Source organism: Roseibium sp. M-1, from assembly GCF_054515675.1.
On record NZ_CM137257.1, the window covers coordinates 3306325 to 3331574 of the forward strand.

17 protein-coding genes and 1 tRNA gene are annotated in these 25250 nt (G+C 62.8%); 4 read left to right on the plus strand and 14 right to left on the minus strand.

Annotated elements, in window-relative coordinates:
• Positions 1–25 precede the first annotated feature (25 nt).
• The 5 genes from ACX3M4_RS14925 to ACX3M4_RS14945 are packed head-to-tail and all read right to left on the minus strand — an operon-like array spanning position 26 to position 5423.
• On the minus strand, positions 26–1018 hold the full coding sequence (locus ACX3M4_RS14925; RefSeq protein WP_459359341.1) for an HpcH/HpaI aldolase/citrate lyase family protein: 993 nt from the start codon (positions 1016–1018) through the stop codon (positions 26–28).
• Between the two features lie 54 nt (positions 1019–1072).
• A complete protein-coding gene (locus tag ACX3M4_RS14930) occupies positions 1073–2044 on the minus strand; it encodes a 2-hydroxyacid dehydrogenase (RefSeq protein WP_459359342.1) in 972 nt (323 codons plus the stop codon).
• Positions 2044–2934, minus strand: coding sequence for a succinate--CoA ligase subunit alpha (gene sucD / locus ACX3M4_RS14935; protein ID WP_459359343.1), 891 nt, complete (start codon positions 2932–2934; stop codon positions 2044–2046). Before sucD ends, ACX3M4_RS14930 begins: the two co-directional genes overlap by 1 nt.
• Positions 2931–4130 (minus strand): malate--CoA ligase subunit beta, encoded by a 1200-nt coding sequence (locus tag ACX3M4_RS14940; RefSeq protein WP_459353798.1) that lies wholly within the window; start codon positions 4128–4130, stop codon positions 2931–2933. Before ACX3M4_RS14940 ends, sucD begins: the two co-directional genes overlap by 4 nt.
• A 48-nt stretch (positions 4131–4178) precedes the next feature.
• Entirely contained in the window at positions 4179–5423 is a 1245-nt protein-coding gene (locus ACX3M4_RS14945) for an aminotransferase (RefSeq protein ID WP_459353799.1), read from the minus strand.
• 253 nt (positions 5424–5676) lie between these two features.
• On the opposite strand from ACX3M4_RS14945, the gene ACX3M4_RS14950 reads away from it, so the two are divergent.
• Positions 5677–6285, plus strand: a complete 609-nt coding sequence (locus tag ACX3M4_RS14950; protein ID WP_459353800.1) for a response regulator transcription factor — start codon at positions 5677–5679, stop codon at positions 6283–6285.
• 328 nt (positions 6286–6613) lie between these two features.
• Here the strand turns inward: ACX3M4_RS14950 and ACX3M4_RS14955 are convergent, their stop codons facing one another.
• Positions 6614–7312, minus strand: coding sequence for a response regulator transcription factor (locus tag ACX3M4_RS14955; RefSeq protein WP_459353801.1), 699 nt, complete (start codon positions 7310–7312; stop codon positions 6614–6616).
• Complete coding sequence (locus tag ACX3M4_RS14960) at positions 7309–8769, minus strand: sensor histidine kinase (RefSeq protein ID WP_459353802.1); 1461 nt, start codon at positions 8767–8769, stop codon at positions 7309–7311. The genes ACX3M4_RS14955 and ACX3M4_RS14960 overlap by 4 nt, the downstream gene beginning before the upstream one ends.
• Before the next feature lie 547 nt (positions 8770–9316).
• On the opposite strand from ACX3M4_RS14960, the gene ACX3M4_RS14965 reads away from it, so the two are divergent.
• Positions 9317–16081, plus strand: a complete 6765-nt coding sequence (locus ACX3M4_RS14965; RefSeq protein ID WP_459353803.1) for an autotransporter outer membrane beta-barrel domain-containing protein — start codon at positions 9317–9319, stop codon at positions 16079–16081.
• A 79-nt stretch (positions 16082–16160) separates the two neighbouring features.
• Here the strand turns inward: ACX3M4_RS14965 and pabB are convergent, their stop codons facing one another.
• The 5 genes from pabB to ACX3M4_RS14990 form a co-directional block, all read right to left on the minus strand.
• Positions 16161–18017 carry an aminodeoxychorismate synthase component I gene (gene pabB / locus ACX3M4_RS14970; protein WP_459353804.1) on the minus strand — a complete coding sequence of 619 codons (1857 nt, stop codon included), beginning with the start codon at positions 18015–18017 and terminating at the stop codon, positions 16161–16163.
• A 194-nt stretch (positions 18018–18211) separates the two neighbouring features.
• Positions 18212–19699 (minus strand): methyl-accepting chemotaxis protein, encoded by a 1488-nt coding sequence (locus ACX3M4_RS14975; RefSeq protein WP_459353805.1) that lies wholly within the window; start codon positions 19697–19699, stop codon positions 18212–18214.
• Positions 19696–20019 (minus strand): hypothetical protein, encoded by a 324-nt coding sequence (locus tag ACX3M4_RS14980; protein ID WP_459353806.1) that lies wholly within the window; start codon positions 20017–20019, stop codon positions 19696–19698. The genes ACX3M4_RS14975 and ACX3M4_RS14980 overlap by 4 nt, the downstream gene beginning before the upstream one ends.
• Positions 20020–20310: 291 nt before the next feature.
• Positions 20311–20976, minus strand: coding sequence for a peptide-methionine (S)-S-oxide reductase MsrA (msrA, locus tag ACX3M4_RS14985; RefSeq protein ID WP_459353807.1), 666 nt, complete (start codon positions 20974–20976; stop codon positions 20311–20313).
• Positions 20977–21147: 171 nt separating this feature from the next.
• Positions 21148–21474 carry a hypothetical protein gene (locus ACX3M4_RS14990; RefSeq protein ID WP_459353808.1) on the minus strand — a complete coding sequence of 109 codons (327 nt, stop codon included), beginning with the start codon at positions 21472–21474 and terminating at the stop codon, positions 21148–21150.
• A 426-nt stretch (positions 21475–21900) separates the two neighbouring features.
• Between ACX3M4_RS14990 and ACX3M4_RS14995 the strand changes: the two genes are divergently transcribed.
• Positions 21901–21990, plus strand: a tRNA-Ser gene (locus ACX3M4_RS14995).
• A 112-nt stretch (positions 21991–22102) separates the two neighbouring features.
• On the opposite strand, the gene ACX3M4_RS15000 is transcribed toward ACX3M4_RS14995, so the two are convergent.
• Both ACX3M4_RS15000 and ACX3M4_RS15005 read right to left on the minus strand, forming a co-directional pair.
• Positions 22103–23077 carry a class 1 fructose-bisphosphatase gene (locus ACX3M4_RS15000; RefSeq protein ID WP_459353809.1) on the minus strand — a complete coding sequence of 325 codons (975 nt, stop codon included), beginning with the start codon at positions 23075–23077 and terminating at the stop codon, positions 22103–22105.
• A 280-nt stretch (positions 23078–23357) separates the two neighbouring features.
• Positions 23358–24308 (minus strand): asparaginase, encoded by a 951-nt coding sequence (locus ACX3M4_RS15005; RefSeq protein WP_459353810.1) that lies wholly within the window; start codon positions 24306–24308, stop codon positions 23358–23360.
• A 320-nt stretch (positions 24309–24628) separates the two neighbouring features.
• On the opposite strand from ACX3M4_RS15005, the gene ACX3M4_RS15010 reads away from it, so the two are divergent.
• Entirely contained in the window at positions 24629–25231 is a 603-nt protein-coding gene (locus tag ACX3M4_RS15010; RefSeq protein ID WP_459353811.1) for a hypothetical protein, read from the plus strand.
• Positions 25232–25250 lie beyond the last annotated feature (19 nt).

Sequence of the window (25250 nt, forward strand, 5' to 3'; positions counted from 1 at the left end):
CCCTCTTTTCCAGCCCTCACCGCCCTCAGGCCAGCGCGGCAACACCGTTGGAGATCTGTCCGGCCTTGGCCACAAGCACTTCGGCCTGGCGGATCGAGGCATAGTCGATCAGACGGCCGTCGAGCGACACAGCGCCCTTGCCGGCCTCGGCGGCAGCGGCCATCGCTTCCAGGATGCGCTGCGCCTTGGTGACTTCGGCATCCGACGGGCTCATGACCTCGTTTGCCAGTGCGATCTGGCTCGGATGAATGGCCCATTTGCCTTCGCAGCCCAGAACCGCGGCGCGGCGGGCGGCGGCGCGGTAGCCGTCCGGGTCCTTGAAGTCGCCAAAAGGCCCGTCGACCGGCCGCAGGCCGTTGGCGCGGGCGGCGACCACCATGCGGGCGAGCGCGTAGTGCCACATGTCGCCCCAATGGGTTTCGCGGGCTCCGTCTCCGGCCGGATCGGTCAGGACCGCATAGTCCGGATTGACACCGCCGATGATCGTGGTGCGCGCCCTCGTGCTGGCGGCGTAGTCGGCAACGCCGAAATGCAGGCTTTCGTTGCGCTTTGAGGCCGAGGCGATGGCGTGGACATTCTGCATGCCGAGCGCGGTCTCGATAATGTGCTCGAATCCGATGCGTTTCTGGTAACCCCTGGCCGTCTCGATCTGCGTCACCAGCATGTCGAGCGCATAGACATCCGCCGCCGTGCCGACCTTGGGGATCATGAGCAGGTCGAGATGCGCGCCTGCCTGTTCGACCACATCCACCACGTCGCGGTACATGTAATGGGTGTCGAGCCCGTTGATGCGCACCGACATGGTCTTGCCGTGCCAGTCAATGTCGTTGAGGGCCTGAATGATGTTCTTGCGCGCCTGGTCCTTTTCGTCCGGCGCGACGGCGTCCTCCAGATCGAGGAAGATGACGTCGGCAGCGGAAGCAGCCGCCTTCTCGAACATCTCCGGCTGGCTGCCGGGAACGGCGAGTTCGCTGCGGTTGAGGCGCGCGGGTGCCTGCTCGACGGAATGAAAGCTCATGTCGGGTCTCCAGAATATCGGGGCCGGCTGACCAGCCAATGTCATTGATGCGGTTCAGATCACCCGGTCGCGCGGATCGCGGCCGGCGAAGAAGTCGCCGAGATTGTCGAGAACACGGAAGCCCATGGCCTCGCGCGCCTCGCGGGTGGCGCTGCCCAGATGCGGCAGCAGCACCACATTGTCGCAGTGCAGGAGCGCCGGATTGACCTTCGGTTCACCGTCGAAGACATCGAGGGCAGCCCCGCCGATCGTCTCGAAGATCAGCGCCTGCACCAGCGCCGCTTCGTCGACCACCTCGCCGCGGGCGGTGTTGATGAGGAAGGCATCCGGTTTCATCAGGTCCAGCCGCCGCGCATCGATCAGATGCCGGTTGCCGACGCCGCCCGGACAGTGCAGCGAGACGAAATCGCACTCCGGCAGCAGATCATCGATGGAAGAGGCCTGCACCGCGCCGAATTCCGCCAGAACCGCGGGATCCACCCGGCTGCGATTGTGGACGACGATCTTCATGCCGAAGCCGAAATGGGCCCGGCGCGCCATTTCCCGGCCGATGCGGCCGAAGCCGATGATGCCGAGCGTCTTGCCGCTGACCTTGGTGCCGATCAGATGCGTTGGCCGCCAGCCCTGCCATTTGCCCGCCCGCAGCTCGCGTTCGCCGTCGCCGGCTCGGCGGGCGGCCATCAGCAGCAGCGTCATGGCAAGATCCGCCGTGCATTCGGAAAGAACGTCCGGCGTGTTGGTGACGGTCAGACCCAGGTTCCGCGCGGAAGCTTCGCAGATGTGGCTGTAGCCGACGCCGTAATTGGCAAGGATGCGTGCCTTTGCGCCCGATTTCTCCAGCACCTCGGCACCCAGCCTGTCGGTCACCGTCGGCAGCACCGCATCGTGGGCCTTGAGGGCTTCGCGCAGATCGGCAGGCCCTAGGGGCCTGTCGCTGGTGTTGAAGACGGCATTGTAGCTTTCCGCAAGCTGTGCCTCGACGGCCGCGGGCCAGCGCCGGGTGACGAAGACGGAGGGTTTCACCATTACGCGGCCCTCTTCCACACATTGGCGATGGTCTCGCCGATGACGGCCGGGTTCTCGGCGACGATGACGCCGGCGGCGTTGAGGATCTCGACCTTCTCCGACGCGCTTTCGCCGAAGGCGGAGATGATCGCGCCCGCGTGGCCCATGGTGCGTCCCTTGGGCGCCGTCAGGCCCGCCACATAGGCAACCACCGGCTTGGTGACGTGGCTGCGGATGAAATCAGCTGCTTCCGCCTCCTGCGGCCCGCCGATCTCGCCGATCATGGCGATGATATGGGTGTCATCGTCCGCCTCGAACTCGGCCAGGATATCGCGGAAGGACGACCCATTGATCGGATCGCCGCCGATGCCGACACTGGTGGAGACGCCGATGCCGCGCTCCTTCAGCTGTGCCGCGGCTTCATAACCGAGCGTACCGGAGCGGCTGACGATGCCGACATGTCCGGGCAGGTAGATATGCCCCGGCATGATGCCGAGCAGCGCCTTGCCCGGCGAGATCGTGCCGGCGCAGTTCGGCCCGGTCAGCACCATGCGCCGCTCCTTGGGATAGCGGTACATGTAGCGTTTGACCCGGATCATGTCCTGTGCGGGAATGCCGTCGGTGATGCAGACACAGTAGCGGATGCCCGCATCCGCAGCTTCCATGATGCCGTCGGCGGCAAAGGGAGGCGGCACGAAGACGAGGCTGGTGTCTGCGCCGGTGGCGGCCACCGCCTGCTTTACGGTGTCGAACACCGGAATGCCGTCGACAGTCTCGCCGCCCTTGCCCGGGACGACGCCGCCGACCACGTTGGTGCCGTAGCGGGTCATTTCCCTGGTGTGAAACTGCGCGATCCGCCCGGTGATGCCCTGGACGATGACACGGGAATTGCGGTCCAGAAGAATGCTCATAACGCGGCCCTCACCTCGGTTGCTTGTGCCAGATCGTTTTTCCAGGCGCCGACCACCCTCTGGGCGGCTTCCATCAGGTTGGAGGCGCGGATGACGGGCAGCCCCGACTGGGCCAGGATCTTCTGCCCTTCCTCCACATTGGTGCCCGCGAGGCGGACCACCACGGGAATGTCGATCTGCAATTCGCGCAGAGCCTGCACCACACCTTCGGCGACCCAGTCGCAGCGGTTGATGCCGGCGAAGATATTGACCAGCACCGCCTGCACCTTGCTGTCGCTCAGCACTAGGCGGAACGCCTTGGCGACACGTTCGGGCGAAGCGCCGCCGCCGATATCGAGAAAGTTGGCCGGGGCGCCACCCGACAGCATGATCGTGTCCATGGTCGCCATGGCGAGGCCCGCGCCGTTGACGATGCAGCCGATGTTGCCGTCGAGACCGACATAGGAGAGCCCCCTGTCGGCGGCGCGGCTTTCGCGCGGGTTTTCCTGGCTTTTGTCGCGCAGCTCACTGACCTGCGGATGGCGGAAGAGGGCGTTGTCGTCAAAACTCATCTTGGCATCGAGCGCCAGGATGCGGCCGTCACCCGTCACCACAAGCGGGTTGATCTCGACCATGGTGGCGTCAAGTTCTGTAAAAGCGCGGTAGCAGCCCTGGAGTGTTCGGACCATCTGCTGCACAAGCGCCGGTTCCAGCTTCAGGGCAAAGGCGATCTCGCGGGCCTGGAAATCGCGCAGGCCAACGGCCGGTTCTACCGTCGCCCGAACGATGCTTTCAGGCTTTTGCGCAGAGATTTCCTCGATCTCCATGCCGCCTTCGGCGGAAGCAACGATCATCACCCGCTGGCTGGAGCGGTCGAGTACGAAGCCGAGATAGATCTCGCGTTCGATCTGGACGGCGGATTCCACATAGACCCTGTAGACCCCCTTGCCTTCCGGACCGGTCTGGTGCGTCACCAGCTTGCTGCCGAACATTCCCTCGCTGACGTCGAAGATCTCGCTGTCGCTTGCGCACAGCTTGACGCCGCCCGCCTTGCCGCGGCCACCGGTATGCACCTGCGCCTTCACCACCCAGTGGTCGCCGCCCAGTTCACGCGCCCGGTAAGCGGCCTGTTCGGGGCTGTAGGCGAGCGCGCCCGGGGGCACCTCGACGCCGAAACCCGACAGGATTTCCTTGGCCTGATATTCGTGAATATCCATGCTTTCCTCCCAAAAGGGCCGCCCCATTCGGCCGTGTTGTTATTCGCGTTATTCGGCTGCAACGGCTCCTGCGTAGTGATCGTCGAGACAGGCTGCGGCGGCTGCCGGGTCCGCCTTCCCTCCGAGCGCCTGCATCGCTTCGGCGAAGCGGCGGACAATCTCCCGGATCGCTGCCGGGTTCAGCTGGTTGAGAATGCCGATGCGGATCTGCACGGGGGCCGACAGGGTCGGCCAGATCCCGAAGCCGTTCGCGCGGCAGGCCTGCACCAGTTCCATCTCACGGCCAGCCAGTTCCTTCGGCAGGTTCAGCACCACCAGGCTGGTCATGTCGGACGTAACTTTACAGCCGAGGGCAATCACCGCTTGGCGCAGGGCGGCTTCGTGATGCGCATAAGCGGCGGCGCGGCGGGCAATGCCTTCCTCCAGCGTCAGGCGCAGGGCTTCATGGAAGGCGGCGACCGCATAACCCGAATGGGTGCGGTGGTAGGTGCCCTTCTCGACGTCCTGTCCGTCGACGATGCCCCAGTGGCGGGCCTCGAAGATTGGATTGTGCACATAAGTATAAGCACCTGATGCCTTCAGCGAGGCGATATAGGCATCGGTGAAGCTGACCGGGGCGTAGGTGAGCGGCAGGCAGCACAGGCCCTTTTGCGGGCAGGAGGCCCAGCCGGCGACACCCGGATAGTCGTCGATCGAGAAGTCTTCGACGCCAAGCGAAGAGACTGCATCGACCAGCCCCAGGACACCGTGACGCTCACAGGCTTCCGAAAAGCCGCGAATGTCGTTGATGCAGCCGGAGCCGGTCTCCCAATGGGCCATGAAGGCCCATTTCGGCTTCCGGGCGGCAAGGGCTGCATTGACGACCGCGCCCGTAACCGCCTCGCCGTGCGGCACCTCCACCACGGTGACACCGGCGGCCTGGGGGTTCAGGGCATCGGCGGCGAGTTCTTCCCGCGTTGCAGCCTTGATCCGAAGCGTCAGCGCGTCGATGCCCGAAAACGTACCGTTGGTGAAAGCGACGACCGTGTCTCCCGGCATCACTGCTGAAAACATCGCATCGAGGGCGCTGAAGCCGGTGCCGGCGACCGCGAAGGTGTAGGTGTTCCTGGTACCCCAGATGGAACGCAGCATGTGCTTGCACTCGATCATGCCGCGCAGGACGTCGCCCTGCATATGATCGGCGACGCCCGCGCCGGCAAAGGCTGCCAGCACACGCGCATCGGTGTTGCCGGGACCGGGGCCGGCTGCCAGCGTTTCGGGGATGGTGAGCGGCGGGAAGATCTGGGCTGTCATCGGTCTGGGTCCTCGTCTGGAACTTCGGTCTTGAGGATCGAGGGCAGCGGAGCAGCCGCCCTGCCTCTTTCCTGAGCATCAGAAAATCCGAAACGGACCACTTGACACAACGTAACTTGCTACTGCTTTTGGGTATCTAATTGGGTGGGGTTTTACCTACCCGTATGTCGGGAATCTGATAGGATGTCTTCAAGGCTACCTACCCAGATGGGTAGTTTTTGACAATCAACGCCGGAATGAGGCCTGTTTCGTCATGAAACCGATCGAAATCATGCTCGCCGACAGCAACCCGCTGGTCCTGTCGGCCATGTCGGAGATCTTCGACCGGGACCCGCGCTTCTCGCTGGTGGCGACCTCGGCAACGGCGGAAGGGTTTCTGGGCACCGTCATGCGCGTGCCCGTGACCGTCGGTGTGCTCGACTGGAACCTGCCGGTGCTGGGCGCGGCGAAATTGATCGAGGTGCTGCGCGAACAGGCCTCCGCCCCGAAACTGGTCGTCTATGGCGACAATATCGCCGAGCTGCCACGCCTTGCGATGCAGGCGGGCGCCGCCGGTTTCGTGCCCCGCTCCGGGCCCGTAGAAAGCTTGCTGCAAACCTGTGCCGAAGTGGCGGCCGGAAAAATGGTGTTTCCGTTCATCGACGTGCGCACCATGCAGCAGGACCCGATCCACAGCCTGTCGCAGAAGGAGCGGGCAATCCTGGAAGCGCTTTCCAAGGGCCTGTCTAACCGGGACCTGTCGAAACAGCTGGAGATTTCCACCAACACGGTGAAGTTTCATCTCTCCAACATCTACGACAAGCTTTCGGTCAAGACCCGCGCACAGGCCATTGCCTACTACTATTCGTCGAAGACCCCTTAGGACGAGACGCAAGCCTGCCGGGGCTAAATCAGCGGACGCACAACCGGAAACGGTTGAGCATCCAAAAGCTGATCGATCTTGAAGTGGTAGTGCATCTTAGGTGCGCTCTCCCGAACGCACGATGCTCCAGATCAGCGGACGCACAACCGGAAACGGTTGGGCGTCCAAAAGCTGATCGATCTTATAGTGGTAGAGCATCTTAGGTGCGCTCTCTCGAACGCACGATGCTCCAGATCAGCGGACGCACAACCGGAAACGGTTGGGCGTCCAAAAGCTGATCGATCTTATAGTGGTAGAGCATCGTGCGTTCTCCCGAACGCACGATGCTCTAGCTGTCCACCTTGCACACCGCGCTGAACGAATAGCCGACGCCGTAGACCGATTTGATCGGCGGCTCCACGCCGGTCTGGTCCTGGATCTTGCGCCTAAGACGGCTGACGACCGCATCGAGATGCCGGTTGTCGAACTGGGTCTGGCGGCTGGCCAGCTGGCGGGCAAGGTCCTCCCTTGTGCAGGTCGCGCCGGACTTGACCACAAGCGCCTCGAGGAAAGTCTTTTCCGTTGCGGTCAGCTTGATGGCCATGCCTTCCGGCGGCCGCAGCTTCCAGGAGACACTGTCGAGAACCCATTCGGGCCCGCCGCCCCCTTCACCGGAGCCGCTCGGCAGCCTGCGCAACAGGCTCTGGACCGCGGCCAGGATTTCCCGGAGGCTGGTGTGCTTGACCAGATAGATATCGGCGCCGCTGTCGAACCCCCGCACCCGGCTCTCCGTATCGCCATGGGCGGTCAGCATGATGATGCCGCAGGTGTCGTGTTTTTCCCGCAGCTGCTCGGCGAGATCGAAGCCGTTGCCGTCGGGCAGCGTGATATCGAGAACCAGCACATCGGGAAGCCCGTTCTCCGCAAGCGTCTGCCACATCTCTGCGGCGCTGCCGGCGCCGGCAACGTCAAAGCGGTTGAGGCTCATATAGTCCACCAGGTCGGCGCGCAGGGCACTTTCGTCCTCCACGATCAGGATCCTGCTCATACCGGTTCCTCCTCCCGCAAGTTTACCGATTCATCTGTCTTTTGCCCGGCACCGGGCAGATAAACGCTGGCAATCGTGCCACCGCCGTCACGTTGGCGCAGCTCCATGTGTCCCAAATGATAGCGCACCAGTTGCCTGCAGGTGTGAAGCCCGAGGCCGCTGCCGCCGGTGCCGCTGGTGTTCGACGCCCGGTAGAAGCGGTCGCCGATCCGGTCGAGTTCCTCCTGGGGCACGCCGATGCCCCGGTCCGAAACCTCGATGACCAGCAGGTCGTCGCGCACATGTACCGAAACATCGACCACGCTGTCCCCGGCGGAATATTTGAGCGCATTGTCGATCAGGTTGAGGACCACGGTGCGCAGCATTTCCAGATCCGCCCGGAAATCCGGCAGATGGGCGATGCTGCTGTAATGCAGGCGGTCTCTGAGACCGGCATGATCGAAATGCCGTTGCACGTCTTTGACGAGCTCGGGAAGATCGATCCGTTCGAGATTGAGAACCCCCTCCAGTTGCCGTTCACCGGCCAGGAACCGGTCGATCAGCATGGTCATCCTGGAGACGGCCTGGTCGATGCCGCGCAGCCGCTTGGCGATTGCCTCGGAGGGGTTTTCCAGCATCACCGACAGCATGTCGCTGGCATATCGGATTGCTGCCAGCGGGGTGCGGAATTCATGGCTGACCATGCGCATGAGCTGGCGCTGTTCCTGGCGGGCGGTCTTTTCCCCTTCCAGACTGGCAGACAATTCCCCTTCCAGCCGGCGGCGCAGGGACACTTCCCGGGCGAGTGCGCCGTTGCGGTCGCGCAGATCCATCGACAATCGCATGCCCACCATGAAGACCAGGCAGATGAAGAAGCCGACGATGAACATGTGGCCCTGGAAGAAGTACCAGGCGTTGATGTCGCTGAGCACCCGGCTGTTGGCGACCGTCGCCGGATGGAGATAGACGAGCGCACTTTGCAGGAGGCTCGCCCCGACATATTCCGCCAGCAGTGCAATGGTGATCCAGCGCAGAAACCGGGGCTGGCTCCGGTCGATAACGAGCGTGCGGATCATCAGGCTCATCATGACGACGGTGAACGCGGTCGAGGCGTGAATGCGGAAGGCCAGGTCCGAGGGAAAAGAAAAGACTGCCCAGGTCCAGGAGAGAAACTGGGCGGCCAGGCAGACAAGGCCGATCCGTAGCAGGCTTCGCTGTCCGAGAAATCGCGCGAGACCATCCGCCCACAGCACCAGGCCGAACTTGATGACCATGTTGTCGGTAACGATGCGGACAAGCGACGGGTCAGGCCCGCGCTGCAGATAGAGAAAAAGACCCGCGGCGACCGCGATGAAACCGGCCGCAATCACCTTCAGCTCAAAGATCTGCCGCCAGATGATCCAGACAAGCATCCACGCCACGGCCATGAAGGCCGTTGTCGCGAATTCCAGAAGGAGCATTGTCTTCAGATCGATCATCAACCTGTGATGGCCGATCGGCCTGGGCCGTTCAAGTAACAGATTTGTGGCAGCGAAGAGGGTCGCCCGTTTTTTGGGCAGGTGTCACCGAAAGGAAGCAAGTCTCGTTAGAATCCGTCAGAATTGATTAGTATTGATGGGTGGAATCCGGGCAGTGAGACAATTGTAATCACGCCAATGTTTGCAGTCGTGGGCACGACGATGCTGCATTGGGGGATTTACGGAAAATGGCCTCTTCGACCCGATATCCCGGTTTGGCAATCACCGCGGTTGCGGCCGCCTATCCGCCAGGAACACATCCTGGCGCCTCGCCCGATATTTCCAGCCTTACGTCCCGGCCAGACCGGTGGGGCCACGCTGGCGTGTGCGGGCAAGCCTGTCTTCATCCCGACCGCCTGAAGCCTTCCAGATCACAACCGCACGGTCTCCCGAAAGATGCCGGGTTCTGTATCCCTGCAGCCGTCAGAACAGCTTCGGCCATCAACCTTCTCCCTGCCGCCGCGGACAGAAAGCAATCGCTTCCGGGGTCTTGCTAAAGGAAATTGTCATGCAAAGCATTTTTGGAAAGCAGGACCGGGAAAGCACGGCGAACGCTTCAATTTTAAGGCGAAAGGCGCTCCTGTTAACAACTGTCTCCGTTACCTGCCTGATGAACCTTCAAGCCGCATATGCCGACGACTGTGTCGAGAGCAGTGAGTCCGTCACTTGCACGTTCCTGGGATCGAATTCAGCCGTTGGGATCTATTACGAAAACGTCGGAACCCAGACAGATGGAGACGGCAAGGACATTTCCATAACGAACTACGCCACGCAGCAGATGAATGTGCCCTATTCGCACAGCGACTACACGAGTTTCTCAGCATGGTACCTGAGGACGGAGGGCGACGACGGCGTGGACAGCGGCGCTGCCAAAAATGGCGGCGACATCACGATCTACAACGACTCCGGATTTATCATCAATGTCGACCAGGCGGATACGCTGATTGCGGCGCCGACCTATGGCGTATCGGCCTTGTCCTATGGCGGCGAAGGCGATCAGGACAACGGCGACAACAATTCGAATGGCGGCACCGGCGGACACGGGGGCGATATTTCGGTTTCCATGTATTCCGGATACAGCGACGCTTTCAGCTATTCGGTCTCCGGCAGTTCGATCTATGGCTTCACGCTCTATGGCCTTGAAAGCCGTGGCGGTCTGGGTGGCGCCCAGAACAACTTCGTCGTCGACGATCAGCTTGGCGGCGACGGCGGCGACGGAGGCTCGATACATCTGGACATTGCTTCCGACTTTCCGTTCCTGATCGGATCGAGCTCGAACCGTTTTACTGGTGCGGGCACCGGCGGCGGGTTTGTCGCAAGTTCCTTTGGTGGCAACGGCGGCCAGAGGAACGGCAATGCGGGGTCCGGTGGCACAGTCGAAATATCGAACGACACGGCCGGATCCATCTATTGGTACGCCACCGCAACCGAAGGAACCGGCCTCTTCGCTCTGGCCGGGTACAGCCTTGGCGGCAACGGTTCCGCGTCCACGGACAACAGCGACAACGGCGGCAACGGCGGTGCCGGTGGTGCCGTGACAATTGAAAACAATAATGCGCTTCTGCTCGATGTGAGCGGATCCGTCTACGAGCCCGGCGCGGCGATCCTCGCCAGGAGTGCGGGCGGCGATGGCGGAACCGGTCCCTCGGAAGACAAGTCCGGAGGAGACGGCGGACAGGCGGGCGCGGTTACGGTCACTCTTTCCGAAAGTGGAAGCGTGTCCACAAGGGGCGACAACATCTTCGGCATCGTCGCCCAGAGCATTGGCGGCAACGCAGGCGACGGCGGCGACGGGACGGCCCTTGCCGGAACCGGGGGCGGCGGCGGGTTCGGTGGCGATGCCGGCAGCGTAACGGTCACCATTGACGATTTCGATCTTCATGCTCCTGCCATTCAGACGACAGGCGACTATTCTTCCGCGATCATCGCGCATTCCGTCGGCGGGGGTGGCGGCACCGGCAGCGACTTCGTCAGTGTCCTCGGCGGGCAGTCCGGAAATGGCGGTAACGGCGGCAACGCGGGTGACGTGCTTGTCTCCATCGATCAAGGCGATGCCGTGTCCATAATGACGACTGGTGATCACGCTTTCGGAGTGGTCGCGCAATCGATCGCCGGCAGCGGCGGTGCCGGCGGCGTGAATACGTCCACCCTCGTGAGCCTCGGCGGAGACGGCGCCGGTGGCGGCGCCGCAGGCACCGCCACGGTGAACTCAAACGCCGCCATCTCGACGCAGGGTTTCAACGGACTGGGCATTGTCGTCCAGTCAATCGGCGGTGGCGGCGGTGCTGCGGGGTCTGCCTCCGGTTTCGTCAGTGTCGGCGGCAATGCGGCCGGTTCAACCAAGTCCGACGGCGGCGCTGCAGGACTGTCGAACACCGGAACGGTGACGACCAGCGGCGAGGCTGCGGTCGCGACAATTGTCCAGTCCATCGGCGGTGGTGGCGGTTCGGGCGGCGACGCGTCCGGCATTGCCGGCGTCGGCGGCACGGGATCAGCCGGAGGTGACGGCGGCACTGTCGCAATCTCCAACATCGGTACGCTGCTGACATCGGGCGACTGGTCCGCGGGCGCGATCTATCAATCCATCGGCGGCGGCGGCGGTAACGGCGGCAGTTCGCAAACGCTTTCGAACATCGTCTCCATCGGCGTTGGCGGCGCGGCATCCGGGGGCGGTTCGGGCGGCACCGTCTGCGTGAACAACACCGTAAGCTGCGACATTGCCGATCTCCCGGATCTCGACGCTTCCGAAGACGACGGCAATGCCAACGTCTTCACCTACGGCGATTTTGCGCCCGGCATGATCGCGCAATCGGTTGGCGGCGGCGGCGGCAACGGCGGCAGCGACAAGAACTACAGCGTCAATTCGTTCATTGCGTTTCAGACCGGTGGCATGGGGGGTGCTGGTGGAGCGGGCGGCGACGTCTCCATTCGTCAGAACAGCCTGTCTATCTCGACGGCAGGTGCGCAGTCTGCGGGCCTGATCGCACAATCGATTGGGGGCGGCGGCGGCACAGGCGGCAGTGCTAGCTACTTCGATGCAACGATCGGCTTTAATGCTGCACTGATCCTCGGCGGCAGTGGCGGCGACGGCGGCAACGGCAGTTCGGTGACTGTCGACCTTTCCGGCAGCAGCATCGTTACGGGTCTCGCCGCCCAGTCGACGGACAGCAGCGCGCCCAACAATTCGATCGGCGTTCTCGCCCAATCGATTGGCGGAGGCGGTGGCTCCGGCGGCGCCGTTTCGGCAAAAGACCTTCTGGTTGCCGCCCCGACCGGAACGGATGTCCCGGTCGCCTTCAATTTCCAGGCGGCAGTTGGCGGGAACGGAGGCAATGGGGGCTATGGCGGACGTGTCAGGGTGAAGCTCGACCAGAACAGTGCCGTCACGACAATCGGCGATGCTGCGCACGGTATCATGGCCCAGTCGATCGGCGGGGGCGGAGGATCCGGCGGCGATGCCTCGGTCCTGACGACGACTTTGGGAGACAAGGACACGGTCGAAGTGACGGCCGGAACCGCCTTGGGAGGCGGAACCGGCAATATCATGCACGACATCAACAACAACTATGATTTCAACACCTCGAGCGGCGGCAACGGCAACGACGTCACTGTCGCGCTCGGGACGGAACGTGCTGGCACCAACTCAACGGATACAAGCGCATCGCGACTGACATCGGCTGCGCCGGCCGGAACCCTTCTGACCGTCAGCGACGGCGCCCACGGCGTTCTTGCTCAATCCATCGGCGGTGGCGGCGGCAATGGTGGCATTGGCAACAGCAACGCGTATTCACAAGGCGGCGTCGCAAGCGTCAAGGCCCAGATAGATCTCGGCGGGCAAGGCGGTTCTGGTGGTTTTGGCGGCGAAGTCGACGTCTATAACTATGCCGGCTACACGATCCAGACCCAGGGGTCCGGTTCAAAGGGTCTCGTCGCGCAATCGATTGGCGGCGGCGGGGGGAATTCCCAGGGCGGCACGCTCTATGTCGCAGCCGATGTGAACGGCTATACCGGGCGGCTTGATGTCGGTATTGGCGCCATCGGCGGCGACGGAGGCAGCGGTGGTGTTGTCTATGTCGAACAACGCGGTGTCATCGAGACGTTCGGCGGCGACGCGGATGGTGTCGTGCTTCAGTCGATCGGCGGCGGCGGCGGTATCGGCGGATCGCTCGGCAACGACGCGTCCTCGCACAAGATCCTCGACCTTATCGGCAACCTGGAAGACGATATCAGCCGTCTGACGGACGCCGGCACCACCTACCAGCTGACCGTGGACGTCGGCGGCAAAGGCGGAAGCGGCGGTGCTGGAGATCCCGTACAATATTATCACGCCGGCCGGATAACGACTTACGGTGATTGGGCCGACGGAGTGGTGTTGCAATCGATCGGCGGCGGCGGTGGCCAGGGCGGATCGTCCGTTGCCGCAGGAAGCACGATCACGGCGAATGTCGAAATCAGCGTCGGCGGCCGCGGCGGCACGGGCGGCGATGGCGGTCAGGCCGAGATCTGGATCGACGGCAGTAACGCCAATTCCATCAGCACCTACGGATACGGCGCTTTCGGCATGTTGTTGCAGTCCATCGGCGGCGGCGGCGGTCAGGGCGGCGACGGGTCGGACAGCCAGACGGGCACGATGGCCATCGGGGGCGACGGCGGCGGTACGGGTGGTGCCGGCGGCAATGGCGGTCAGGTTCAAACCTCTGAAAGCAGCAGCATTACCATCACCACAGCCGGAGACGACGCGTTCGGCTTCGTGGCGCAATCCATCGGCGGCGGCGGCGGCACGGGCGGTGTCGGCAGCAGCAGCGAAGGGACAGCCATACGCAGCGGAGAAATCAGCGCTTCCATCGGCGGCAAGGGGGGCGTTGCGGGCGACGGCGGCGAGATCGATCTGGATTTCGACGCCAGCATTTCCACCTTAGGCAGTCGCGCTTCAGGCATTCTTCTGCAGTCGATCGGCGGAGGCGGCGGTCTTGGTGTCGTGGGGAGCGTCCAGAACAATCTCGATCTTGCGATCGGCGGCAAGGGTGGGGCGGCCGGCGACGGCGGCGATATCACACTCGATCTTACCGGCGGCGCGGGCATTGTCACCAAGGGCAATGGTGCGCACGGCATCATCGCGCAGTCCATCGGTGGCGGCGGCGGTCTTGGCGGCGATCCGACCGGTGGCCTGCTGACCTTGCGAACCGGTGCGGGCAGCGAAGTCTCGGACGGGGCAAGTGGCGACGGCGGAACGGTCACGCTGAACATCAATGCCCCGGTCTATACCTACAATCCCGAATCCATCGGTATCCTCGCACAGTCCATCGGCGGCGGTGGCGGTTTCGGCGGCACCGGAAACGGTGCTTTTGCCGGCGTGACGGCTTCAGACAGTTCCGGGAGCGGTGGAGACGTTGCTCTGACCGTTACCAATGCCGTCTCGTCAACCGGTGAACGTGGGATCGGCATATTCGCCCAAAGCCAGGGACCCGACGGAAACGGCCAGATCGATATTGCCGTCAACAACGGCGGAACGGTGACCGGCGGATATGACAACCACGCAGCCGCAATCCGTGTAGCCGGCGGAAACGACAATGCCCTTGTCCTCAATGGCGATGCCGTGGTGCAGTCTGGCGCCTATCGAACCGGCATCGATTACGAGGAGAACTATGCGGTCCATTTCAACGGCTCGGGAACGAGTGCCGACGGCGCGCTCCTCAATGTGACGGTCAATGACACTGCGTCCCTTTCCGGCGACGTCCTGTTGAGCAACGACGACGGGAATACGGCAGGCACGGTTACCAACAACTCGCCCAGCACACTCGCCGGCGGTTATTTCTACGGTGCAAATGTCGTCAACAACGGCCGCTTCCTCCTCAACCGGGAAAGCAGTGCGGGAACGACCGTCGTGACCGGAGATTTCCAGCAGTCCGCCCTGGGCACATTGGTCGCCGATATCGACCTCAGCAACGCACAGTCCGACCTTCTGGACGTCCGCGGCAACGCGGTGCTGTCCGGAACGCTCGGGATCCAGGCGATCAGCCTGCTGCCAAACGTGCAAACCCGCTTCCTGACCGTGAGCGGGACGTCTACGGGCACGCTGACGCCTCAGGCTTCTCTGATTTTCGACTATGAAGTAAGCAATATAGGACCGGATCATTACTTCTCGATCAATTCCGCCGATTTCACACCAACGGACAAGGTGAAGCTCAATTCCGACCAGAGTGAACTTGCCGGGAACCTGCAACAGATCTGGGATGCAGGCGGCAACGACGCATTCGGTGCATTGTTCGGTGTCCTGGCCAACCAGGTGGACAATTCTTCGGCCAGCTACGCGGCGCAATTGAGCGAACTGCTTCCGCAGACCAGCCTTGCACCTGCTGTCGAACAGGGCTTCCAGTCGCTCAGCTTCAGCAACAGTCTCATGAGCTGCCCCGTTTTTGAGGGTGACAACGCTCTCCTGTCGGAAGGGTCCTGTTACTGGGCCCGCGCCGCGGCCGGAACCGGACATCGAAATGCGATCGGCCGTTCCCCAAGCTATGGCGTCGATGCGCTGACCTATTCGATGGGCGCTCAGGGGGAAGTTGCGCCGGGCTGGTTTGTCGGCGGGGCGGCCGCCATAGCGCAGAGCTGGTTGAGCCAATCGTCTGGCAGCGTCAGCGGCAAGGGAACCAACGGCTTCCTCGGCCTCAGCCTCAAGCATGAAATCGGGAACTGGACGCTGGCCGGAGCTTTGTCCGGTGGTTACGGCACCTACGACATCAACCGCAGGACCTCTCTTCCCGGGATCTCGGAGACACTTTCAAGCTCGCCCGATATTTTCACCGGTGGCGTTCGTGCAAGGATCGCCCGGACTTTCGCCGCCTCCAGTTTCTATGCCAAGCCCTATGTCGATCTGGACGCCGTCTACACCCATGTCGGCGCACATCAGGAAACGGGAGTCTACGGGCTGAAATATGACGGTTCCGGAGACTGGATCTTCGCCGCCTCCCCTTCCCTCGAGATCGGCAGCCGCTACACCTCAAAGGACGGAACCGGCCTGCGCCTTTTCGGACGTGTCGGCATGACCTTCCTGTCGGATGACAGCTGGGAAACGAGTGCCCGTTTCGCAGCGGCTCCCACGGGTACGGGATCCTTCAGGACGTCGCTCGATCACGAAGATCTTTTTGCATCGATCGGGGCAGGTCTGGAAGTTTCCAGCACATCAGGCTTCGATCTTCGTGTCGAATACGAAGGCAACTTTTCAGACAAGCTTGCCACGAACAGCGGCTCGCTCCGCCTGAGCATCCCGTTCTGATGCCGGGCGAAGCTTACGTTCTCACGTCACGCGAAGCGAAGTACGGCAGAAAACCTGGCCTGACCACCTGCTGGTGTCTTCACCCGGTCCTGCGCTGCGCCTCTGACCCGCCCTGCGCCTGCATGTCCTGTTGCAACGCCCCGCGCCCGGCCAGCAGCCGCGCCCGTACCAGTCCACGCACCGAGTTGCCGACATAGATCTCGTCCGCTGTCTGCAAATCCGTCGGCGTCAGGTCCGCTTCCACCGCAAGGCCGCGTTCGAGCAGGCCCGCCCGGAGCGTGCCGGGCAACAGGCCATGGCGAAGTGCGGGCGTCAGCAACCGGCCCTGCCGCTTGACGAAGAGCGTCATGTAGCTGCCTTCGGTCAGATAGCCATGTTCGTTCAGGAACAAGACCTCCTGGCAGCCGGTCTCGGCCTGATAGCGCATGCGTGTGTCGTCGTAAAAGGCGCGGTTGGTGGTCTTGTGATAGAGGAACCGGTCGGCGGAACTGGTCGTCTCGCTGGCCAGAACCAGGTTGAACACCGTGCCCTGATCCACCGGGGCAAGGTCCGTCGCAGTGATCGACAGGCCGCCACCGGCATCCAAGAGCAGGCGCACCCGCATCGGTGCGGCAAAGCCGGAGGCCCGCTCTGCGAGCGCCATCCGCACCCGTTCTTCCAAGAAGGCAAAACCGAAATAGGCCGCCGACATCTGCAGGCGCTGCAGATGGCGCTCCAGCAGCAGGTAGCCTTCCCCCGGATCGAAGGCCAGCGTCTCGATCAGCTCGAAGTCCGGCGTCGCCTCGGTCAGGAATTTCAGTTTCAGCGCGCATTCGTCATATTCGGGCGCCGCGCCGCTGTCGAAGACGACACCGGAGCCTGTGCCCGCCTCGCCGCTGCCGTCCTGCCGCAGGACCAGCGTTCTGATGGCAACGTTGAAGCGGAAGTCACCACTGGGCGCCAGATAACCGATCGAGCCTGTATAGACACCGCGCGGGCCGGTCTCCAGATCGTTCGCGATCTGCATGGCGCTCAGCTTCGGGGCACCTGTGATCGAGCCGCATGGAAAAAGGTTTTCGATCACCTCGGCAAAGCCGACGGATAGCGGCACATCCCCCTCCACGGTGGAGGTCATCTGATGGAGACTGCGGTAGCGCTCCACCTCGCAGAGCTTCGTCACCCTGACCGTTCCGGTCTCCGCAATACGCGACAAGTCGTTGCGCATCAGGTCGACGATCATCGTGTTCTCGGAGCGCTGCTTCGGATCGCTCGCGAGAATGCGCGCAATTGTGCCGTCCTCTGCAGCGTTTCTGCCACGCGGTGCGGTTCCCTTCATCGGCTTGGTGCGCAGCAACGTGCCTTCGCGCTGCAGGAATAGCTCCGGCGACAGCGACAGGATCGTACGGTCTTCCAGGCGCAGGAAGGCGGCGAATTCGACCGGCTGACGGCGCAGAAGATCCAGGAACAGCTGCTCCGGCGGCCCGTCATGGCCGAACCTTGCCCGCATGGTCAGGTTGACCTGGTAGATGTCACCCTTGGCCAGATGATCCTGTACCTTGGCAAAGGCAGCGTCATAGCTATCCCGGTCCATGTCGAAACCCGGCTTGCCGAAGGCTGCCGCCTGCCCGTCGCTTGCATCCGCCAGCAGCGCCCGCGCATCGTCAAGAGACATTTCCCGTGGCGGATCGTAAAGACCGAACCAGAGCAAGGGTTCGCCGGTTTCCTCAAAACGCTGGCTGAGCTTTTCCTCAAACGCAAAGCCGAGCTCATAGGCGAGATATCCGGCTGCGTGACGCCCTGCCGCCTGGGCGTGTTCCAGTCGCCGCAGACAGGGCCGGACGTCTTCCAGGCGCGTGCAGGAGATAATCTCGCTCGGAGCCCTGAAACAGAGCGCGGACCGCTTCTTCAGAAGATCCAGAAGCAGGATCGATCCAGGCTGTAACGCGCGGTCAGGCATCGGGCGCAGGGTTCCGGTTCGGGTAATCAGGACGCCAGTGTGCCGCGTTTTCGTCCGCGCCGGTGGCCTCTCATGGGCGGCTCATGGCATCCATGCGACATCAGGTCAAGCGGAGAGCAGGATTTGAATGGCAAAAGACCGGCGGAAAACCACCGGCCTTTTGAAACTTGCCAGAGTGCCACGCCGGCTTTCGATCAGGCGGCAACGTCCTTGAGGAAGATGTCGATGGCCTGGCGCATGTCGGCGGTTTCCCGGTCCAGCGTCTCGGCGGCACCGATCATGGATCCGACCGACCGTCCGGTGTGTTCGACCGATTCGCGCACACCGCCGATATTGGCCGCGACCCGGCCGGTGCCGTTTGCGGCTTCGGCGACATTGCGTGAAATTTCCTGGGTCGCCGCCCCCTGCTCGCCGACAGCGGCGGCAATGGCGGCGGTGTAGCTGTTGACCTCGTCCATGATGGCGGCGATCGCACCAATGGATTCGACCGCGCCCTTGGTCTCTGCCTGGATGGCAGAGATCTGCGCACCGATTTCCTCGGTCGCCTTGGAGGTCTGGGTAGCCAGTTCCTTGACTTCCGCCGCCACGACCGCAAAGCCCCTGCCGGCTTCCCCGGCGCGGGCGGCTTCGATGGTGGCGTTGAGCGCCAGAAGGTTGGTCTGTTCGGCGATCGCCTGAATGAGCGTCACCACCTCTCCGATGCGGCTCGCGGCCTCGGCAAGGCTTGCAACCTTGCGGTTGCTGGTCTGGGCATTTTCCGTCGCCTTGTTGACGATGCCGGTTGTCTGTTCCACCTGCCGGGAAATCTCGGCGATGGACGAGGACAGTTCCTCGGCGGCCGAAGCCACCATCTGCACATTGGAAGAGGCGGTCGCGGAGGCGTCCGAGACGGAAGCTGCCTGACCGGTCGTCGCCTCGGCCACGGATCCCAGCTCCTGGGCGGAGGCTCGCATTTCGCGGGCCTTCACGCCGACCCCGTCGAGCTTGGCGGAAATATCGCGCCGGAAGGCGGCAATCCGGTCGCCGACGGCGGCCTGCTTGCCGCGTTCGATCTCGTCCTGCTCCCGGGAGCGCTCCTGCAGCGCCAGGGCTTTCTCGCGCGCGCTCTCTGCATCGTGCAAGGCGGCATCCGACATCGCGAAGGCACGGGCAATGCAGTCGGTCATCCACCAAAGGACACCAACCTCGACAACCACGATCAGCGCGTGGAAAACGACACGGCCAAGATCGGCTCCGTTTGGAAAGACGGCCCAGGGCAGGACGAAATTCAGCGCCAGATGGTGCACGGCGACCACGGCCGCATAGGCGGCAAGCGCACGCCAGTCGACCCAGGCAGCAAGAATTGCCAACACGGCGAAGAAGTACATGTGCCCATCCAGCTGATAGCTCGTCTCACCTGCCGGCACCGAAAGGGAGGCTACGAAGAGGGCCACAAGACCCGCAAGGGACATGGCACTTGCAAGGCGTGTCTCAATTCCTGCCCCGAACTTCACCCAGGCCGCCGTCGCGGCAACACCCAGCAGCAGCGCGCCGCCGCAAACGGCCACCAGCGACACGTGCCCCACCCACCAGGCGGTTCCCATGACCAGAAACACATTGAACCAGGTAAAGTGGATCACCATCCTGGAAAACCTCTCGCGGAACATGTCCAGCGCGGAGAGTTGTGCTGCTTCAGTCTTCATATTGCCTTCTCCAGAGAAACGCCGTTCCAGCGCGCGCAGGCTGCGGCCGCGGTGGAAGACGCCACAAATCCTGCTCCCGACGCATAGAGCCTGGCGATGAAATCCTCATCCCTGGCCATTGTGACCGCAACGAAGTCATGGTCACCGGCGCTGACGATCCGTCCGCCGGCCGCGGCAATCACCTCGACCGCGGATTTGCCGTAGGGACTTGCGAAGACCGCGACAGGCCCTGCTCCTTGCGGCAACAACGCAGCCAGCAGCATCACAAGGACGCATGCCAGGAAATAGGCTGTCGCAAACAGTTTCTGGGAGCCGGTCACCGTGTCCAACCTCTGTGGGGGTCCAACCTCTGTGCGGGAGCGCATAGGGTTAACAATGACACAGCGGATTTAACAAAGATTGAAACGCGTCACTTAGACCGTTGAAAAACAAAGCCTTATTCCTGATTGCACTGCGTATCACACTGCAAGTGGAAGCATTTGCCGCAACGGAAAGGCCTTGCACTTCAAACCGTTGGCGCAGGCATGGAAACCTGCGCGGATCGCTGATCCTGTCCAGATCCGGGGCGAAAATCCGTCCCGGAAGCATGCCTGAAAACCGTCACAGGTCTCTCAGGCGCTTTGTCCGAGCCCGACCGGGCAGGCGATGCCGGTTCCGCCGATGCCGCAATAGCCGGCGGGGTTCTTGGCGAGATATTGCTGGTGGTAGTCCTCGGCAAAAAAGAATTCTTCGAGCTGGCGGATTTCCGTCGTGATCGACGCCGGATGGCCGCCTGCCTTCAGCGCAGCCTGATAGGCCACCTTGGACTGTTCGGCCTCGGCAAGATCCTCCGCCGACTTCGCATAGATCGCCGAGCGGTACTGGGTGCCGGTGTCGTTGCCCTGGCGCATTCCCTGGGTCGGGTCATGATTTTCCCAGAACACCTTCAGGAGATCGGAGAAGGATATTTCGGCCGGGTCGTATGCCACGAGCACTGCTTCGGTGTGTCCTGTGCGGCCCGTGCAAGTCTCATGATAGGTCGGGTTGGGCGTATGCCCCCCGGCATAGCCGACGGAGGTGACATAGACCCCGGGCAGCTGCCAGAACAGGCGCTCGGCCCCCCAGAAGCAGCCCATGCCGAAGAGCACTGTCCGCACCGTGTCCGGATAGGGACCGGTCAGCGGCCGGCCGCTGACGAAATGCGGTTCCGCCGGGCGGATCGCGTCTGCTCGTCCAGGCAAGGCCTCGTCCCTGGCCGGCAGCGAGAATTTCTTGGTCAGCATGGTCATGAAGGACATGGCAGGTCTCCGCAATGACCGGGCGGGTCGATCCCTTTGGCCTGCCCGGCATGTTTACCCGCGTAATGTGGCGCAGCCGGCCGGACTTTCCAAGGGCTGGCAGGAAAGGCTTGGCATCCTATCACGCAGTGGTGTTCCGAAGTGTCCGTTCTTCAGCCTGCCCGCGTCCCGTCAGGCGAATTGCGCCTGCTGCCGGCGGCGCTTGGCGCCGAGCCAGAGAAGCAGCAGCCCGAGCGGGGCAAAGACGGCCCAGACGGGCCAGGTCATCACGCTCTGCTGCAGGGTTCCCCAGAGCAGCGGATGGACATGGTCGGTGAGAAACACACCTGCCGCCTCGAAGCTCAGCGGCGACAGATCCATCCAGACCTGTCCCATGGGAGCAAGGTGCAATTGGGAAAGCGCGATCGAGGAACTCGCGTCGGCAATGCCCGCGATAATCGCGACGGCCAGAAAGCCGTACCCCAGAATACGGAATAAAAATTTGACAACAGTAATCATCGCTTTGTCTTAAGCCTTGTATTTTATATGTATCTGCCCGCTTCCGGCCGGGCTTTGAAACAGGATAGCCGCCGGAGGTTGAGCATTCCTTAGGGTAATAGCACGCCGAAAATGTACAAGAATTGATGCGCAACACATTTTTGTGACCTTTTCGCCCCATTTCAGACAAGCGGTCAACGTTCGGGTCGCACTTAAAGTTCCCTTGCCCCACCCATTCCGGCCCCGGCCTGTTGCCTCACCGCGACGCCCAGGGCGTTTCCCTGCCACCTTTCACCTGGCATGAGGTTGAAATCACGCCGTTTTCAGGCCGGAAACGGCCCTGTCATCCACAGTTGGCGAGCGGAATAAAAAAAATGTCTTCAGGTGCTTGCGCTTGATCACGCCATGGGTATATTGCGCCCCACTCAAGCGGGTGACGCTTGCGACGGACAGGTGGCCGAGTGGTTGAAGGCGCACGCCTGGAACGCGTGTATACGGGCAACCGTATCGAGGGTTCGAATCCCTCTCTGTCCGCCATTTCCATTCTTGCGCTACCGCCTCCGGCTGCATGAGCTCACGGCTCGGACTTTGTCTTCGCTCCTCCGCCAGTTTTCCAGATTCGCGCGCTTCAGCGCACGGCGCTCAAGCCTCATCCCTCCCCGAACATCCGCCGGATCTCCTCCACGTCCTCCCGCGCTCCCAGCACAGCGCCGTTGCGCTGGTGGAAGTCGTCGATGTCGAGCGACAGGATGTCGTGGCGGCCGTCGGTGGCCTTGCCGCCGGCGGTTTCGATCAGGAAGGCGATTGGGTTCAGTTCATAGACGAGACGCAGGCGGCCGCTGCTCTGGGCGTCTTCCGGGTAGAGGAAGATACCGCCGCGCATCAAGATGCGGTGGATGTCGGCCACCATGGACGCCGTCCAGCGCATGTTACTTTTGGCAAGGCCTTTCTCGCCGGGCGAGAAACACTGGTCGATATAGCGGGTGATCGGCTCCGGCCAGAGCGGCCTGCGCGAAGCGTTGATGGCGACTTCCCTGGAACGGGGGTCGATCCGGATCTCCGGGTGGATCAGCCGGAAGGTGCCGTCGTCCGGTTCAAGACAATAGCCGTCGACCTGCTTGCCGTCCGAGACCACCAGTTCCGTCGCCGGGCCGTAAAGAGCATACCCGGCGAAGACCTGGTCGCGGCCGCTCAGTTCCTGCTGCAAGGCGGCCGGATCAATTGCTTCGTGCAGACGGAAAACGGAGAAGATCGTGCCGACGCACATGCCGACCTCGATGTTGGACGAGCCGTCGAGCGGATCGAAGCAGACGACGAAGTCGCCCGCTTCCGGGCTCTTCAGCCAGATGACCTCGTCCTCTTCTTCCGAAACAAGCGCGGCGACGCGGGCGCTGGTCCTGCAATGGGCCGTGAAGATGTCATTGGCGATGATATCGAGATGCTTCTGCGTATCGCCGTGAATGTTCTGCTTGTTGGTGCTGCCCCGGCCGCGCTGGAACGCACCATGGCGGACCTCGGCCGCAATTTCCTTGCAGGCTTCCAGGATATGGAGAACGAGCGCGGACAGATCGGGATCGAGATCCGAGAACTCCGTCAGCGTCATGCCAAGTGTCTTTTCGCTCATGTCATCTGTCCTTCAATCCCGCGCTTTTCCAAGCTGCGGTCAGGGTAGTCCGAAAACGCTTCAGGGATGCGGCAAAATAAGCGGCAGCAACTGCCGTACGAATAGGCGGCGGCCCTCTAGTCACCCGAATCTGAAGTTCGTCTCATTTTTCGGCATGTTCTGAACGAACTTCAGATTCAAAGAGGGTGACTAGCAAATATATGTTTCTAGTGTGGTTTTCGAATTTGAAATACGCTACCGCGGTTGCTGCACCAGTGAAGCGTATTTCAAATTCACCACACTAGGGCGTGAATTCACCGCATAGGCACGCTTCCAGCCGCTCCCGACGCCGCGCGGGATCATCGGAATAGGCAAGCGTGTGGGCGAGCTTGGCGTAGGCCGCCTCGACGGTCATGTCGCGGCCGTCGACGACGTCGTGGTCGAGCAGGATCCTCGCCGCCGCGTAAGTACCGAGCGCCATGCCGCCTTCCGGGCACTGGCTGACGCCGACGACCGGGATCCGGCGTGCCTGGGCAATTTCAAGCGCGATCTTCAGGCCGTCGGTGTCCGGCGCCGTGCCGGAGCCGAAACAGCGCAGCACCAGCCCGTCGCAGGTCTCCGCCGCGTGCTGCAGCAGGGAGGCCGGCATGCCAGGCGCCATGGCAAGGATGCCGATGGCGGGCACCCCGACTTCATGCAGGCGCGGTGCGGCAGCCTGTTGAAGCGGCGGGATGTCGCTGGGATCGGCGTTGAAGCCGTCGAAGGCGCGCGAATGGGATTTGCGCACGCGGCCGCCATGCAGCTTCTTGCCGGCAAACTGCACCCAGACGCCCGGAGCTGCTACCTGCACAAGCGCAAAGGCATCGATGATGTTGCGCACCCCGTCATTGCCCTCGACCGTCAGCGGCAGCATCGCGCCGGTCAGGACAACGGGAATGGTCAAGCCTTCCAGCGCAAAACAGAGTGCGGCGGCGGTATAGGCCAGCGTGTCGGTGCCATGGGTCACGACAACACCGCCATAGTTGCCCTGGCTGGCGTGAATTACGCGGGCAATGCGGTTCCAGTCTTCCGGCGTCGCATTGGCGCTGTCGATCAACGGCTCCAGCACGTCAATGTCGATCGACGCGGCAAGCCGGCCTTCCGCCTGCAAGGCAACGACCGCATCCTCGACAACGCCCCGGCGCGGCGCAAAGCCGGCGCCTGTCGCCGCCATGCCGATCGTACCGCCGGCATGCACCAGCAAAATGCTCATAGGCCCTCCCGTTTCCGGCGCTCCTCCGTCGGCGGCCCCGGTTCGCCGCGTCATAACAGGAATTGCGGCAAGGTCACCAGCGAATTGGAAGAATTTCGGCGATCTGTCCTGCGCGCCTCGTTCCGACGGCCCGTTTGTGACCGACATCACTGGCTGACGCTCTTTCCAGTCATAGGCTTTTCCCCAAGAACGGACGGCCGCGATGAACGCCATCGACCGGCTGCAACCGGGGCCTTTCGCGGCCTGCCCCAGGCCTGCGGCGGGGACCGGTGCGAAGTGCGGGCTGGACATGTGCAACGCGACTTGGAAAGGACAGGTCGATGATCACGATTACTTCGCCGTCTATGTGTCTCAACGACAGCCGGGCGGCCGTGAACTACACCATGGACGTTACACGAACCGTGCAGACCAGCGACACGCAGCAGCAGATGGTCGACCGGGTGGTCGCCGCCGCCGGCAATGCCACGGGCGGGCGGATCGACAATCTCATATTGACGGCGCACGGGTTTCCCGGCTCGTTCCAGATCGGCACCGGGCTCAACAAGAACACCATGGCCCCCTGGGCCAGCGTTCGCGGCAAGGTCTTCAAGATCTGGTTTCGCGGCTGCCTGGTGGCGCGCATCGCCGGGCCGCATACCTCTTCTCACGGCGACCATGCGGCTCTGGTGGCCGTTGGAGCCACAAGCGGCAACGGCCATGAGTTCATCCGCGACTTTGCCCGGCTGACCGGCTGCTATGTGGTTGCCCCGACGGAGATCCAGGCCAGCAACCGGCAGAGCTATCCGTCCGGCCAGATGGACAGCTACGAAGGCCTGGTGCTTTCCTACGATCCGCAGGGCACGATCAGCTGGCAGCGCCGCTATCCCTCCTGTTGGGGCTACAACGCGGCCAACGGCACGATCCACGTGCCGAACCGGGAGTAAAGCAGTCCGGCAATTTCCA

Coding starts and splice junctions, on each gene's coding strand:
- pabB (WP_459353804.1), bottom strand. CDS start 18,017: ATGCCTGACCGCGCGTTACAGCCTGGATCGATCCTGCTTCTGGATCTT.
- ACX3M4_RS15005 (WP_459353810.1), bottom strand. CDS start 24,308: ATGAGCATTTTGCTGGTGCATGCCGGCGGTACGATCGGCATGGCGGCG.
- sucD (WP_459359343.1), bottom strand. CDS start 2,934: ATGAGCATTCTTCTGGACCGCAATTCCCGTGTCATCGTCCAGGGCATC.
- ACX3M4_RS14950 (WP_459353800.1), top strand. CDS start 5,677: ATGAAACCGATCGAAATCATGCTCGCCGACAGCAACCCGCTGGTCCTG.
- ACX3M4_RS14925 (WP_459359341.1), bottom strand. CDS start 1,018: ATGAGCTTTCATTCCGTCGAGCAGGCACCCGCGCGCCTCAACCGCAGC.
- ACX3M4_RS15000 (WP_459353809.1), bottom strand. CDS start 23,077: ATGAGCGAAAAGACACTTGGCATGACGCTGACGGAGTTCTCGGATCTC.
- ACX3M4_RS14975 (WP_459353805.1), bottom strand. CDS start 19,699: ATGAAGACTGAAGCAGCACAACTCTCCGCGCTGGACATGTTCCGCGAG.
- ACX3M4_RS14940 (WP_459353798.1), bottom strand. CDS start 4,130: ATGGATATTCACGAATATCAGGCCAAGGAAATCCTGTCGGGTTTCGGC.
- ACX3M4_RS14960 (WP_459353802.1), bottom strand. CDS start 8,769: ATGATCGATCTGAAGACAATGCTCCTTCTGGAATTCGCGACAACGGCC.
- ACX3M4_RS15010 (WP_459353811.1), top strand. CDS start 24,629: ATGATCACGATTACTTCGCCGTCTATGTGTCTCAACGACAGCCGGGCG.
- ACX3M4_RS14930 (WP_459359342.1), bottom strand. CDS start 2,044: ATGGTGAAACCCTCCGTCTTCGTCACCCGGCGCTGGCCCGCGGCCGTC.
- ACX3M4_RS14955 (WP_459353801.1), bottom strand. CDS start 7,312: ATGAGCAGGATCCTGATCGTGGAGGACGAAAGTGCCCTGCGCGCCGAC.
- ACX3M4_RS14945 (WP_459353799.1), bottom strand. CDS start 5,423: ATGACAGCCCAGATCTTCCCGCCGCTCACCATCCCCGAAACGCTGGCA.
- msrA (WP_459353807.1), bottom strand. CDS start 20,976: ATGTCCTTCATGACCATGCTGACCAAGAAATTCTCGCTGCCGGCCAGG.
- ACX3M4_RS14990 (WP_459353808.1), bottom strand. CDS start 21,474: ATGATTACTGTTGTCAAATTTTTATTCCGTATTCTGGGGTACGGCTTT.
- ACX3M4_RS14965 (WP_459353803.1), top strand. CDS start 9,317: ATGCAAAGCATTTTTGGAAAGCAGGACCGGGAAAGCACGGCGAACGCT.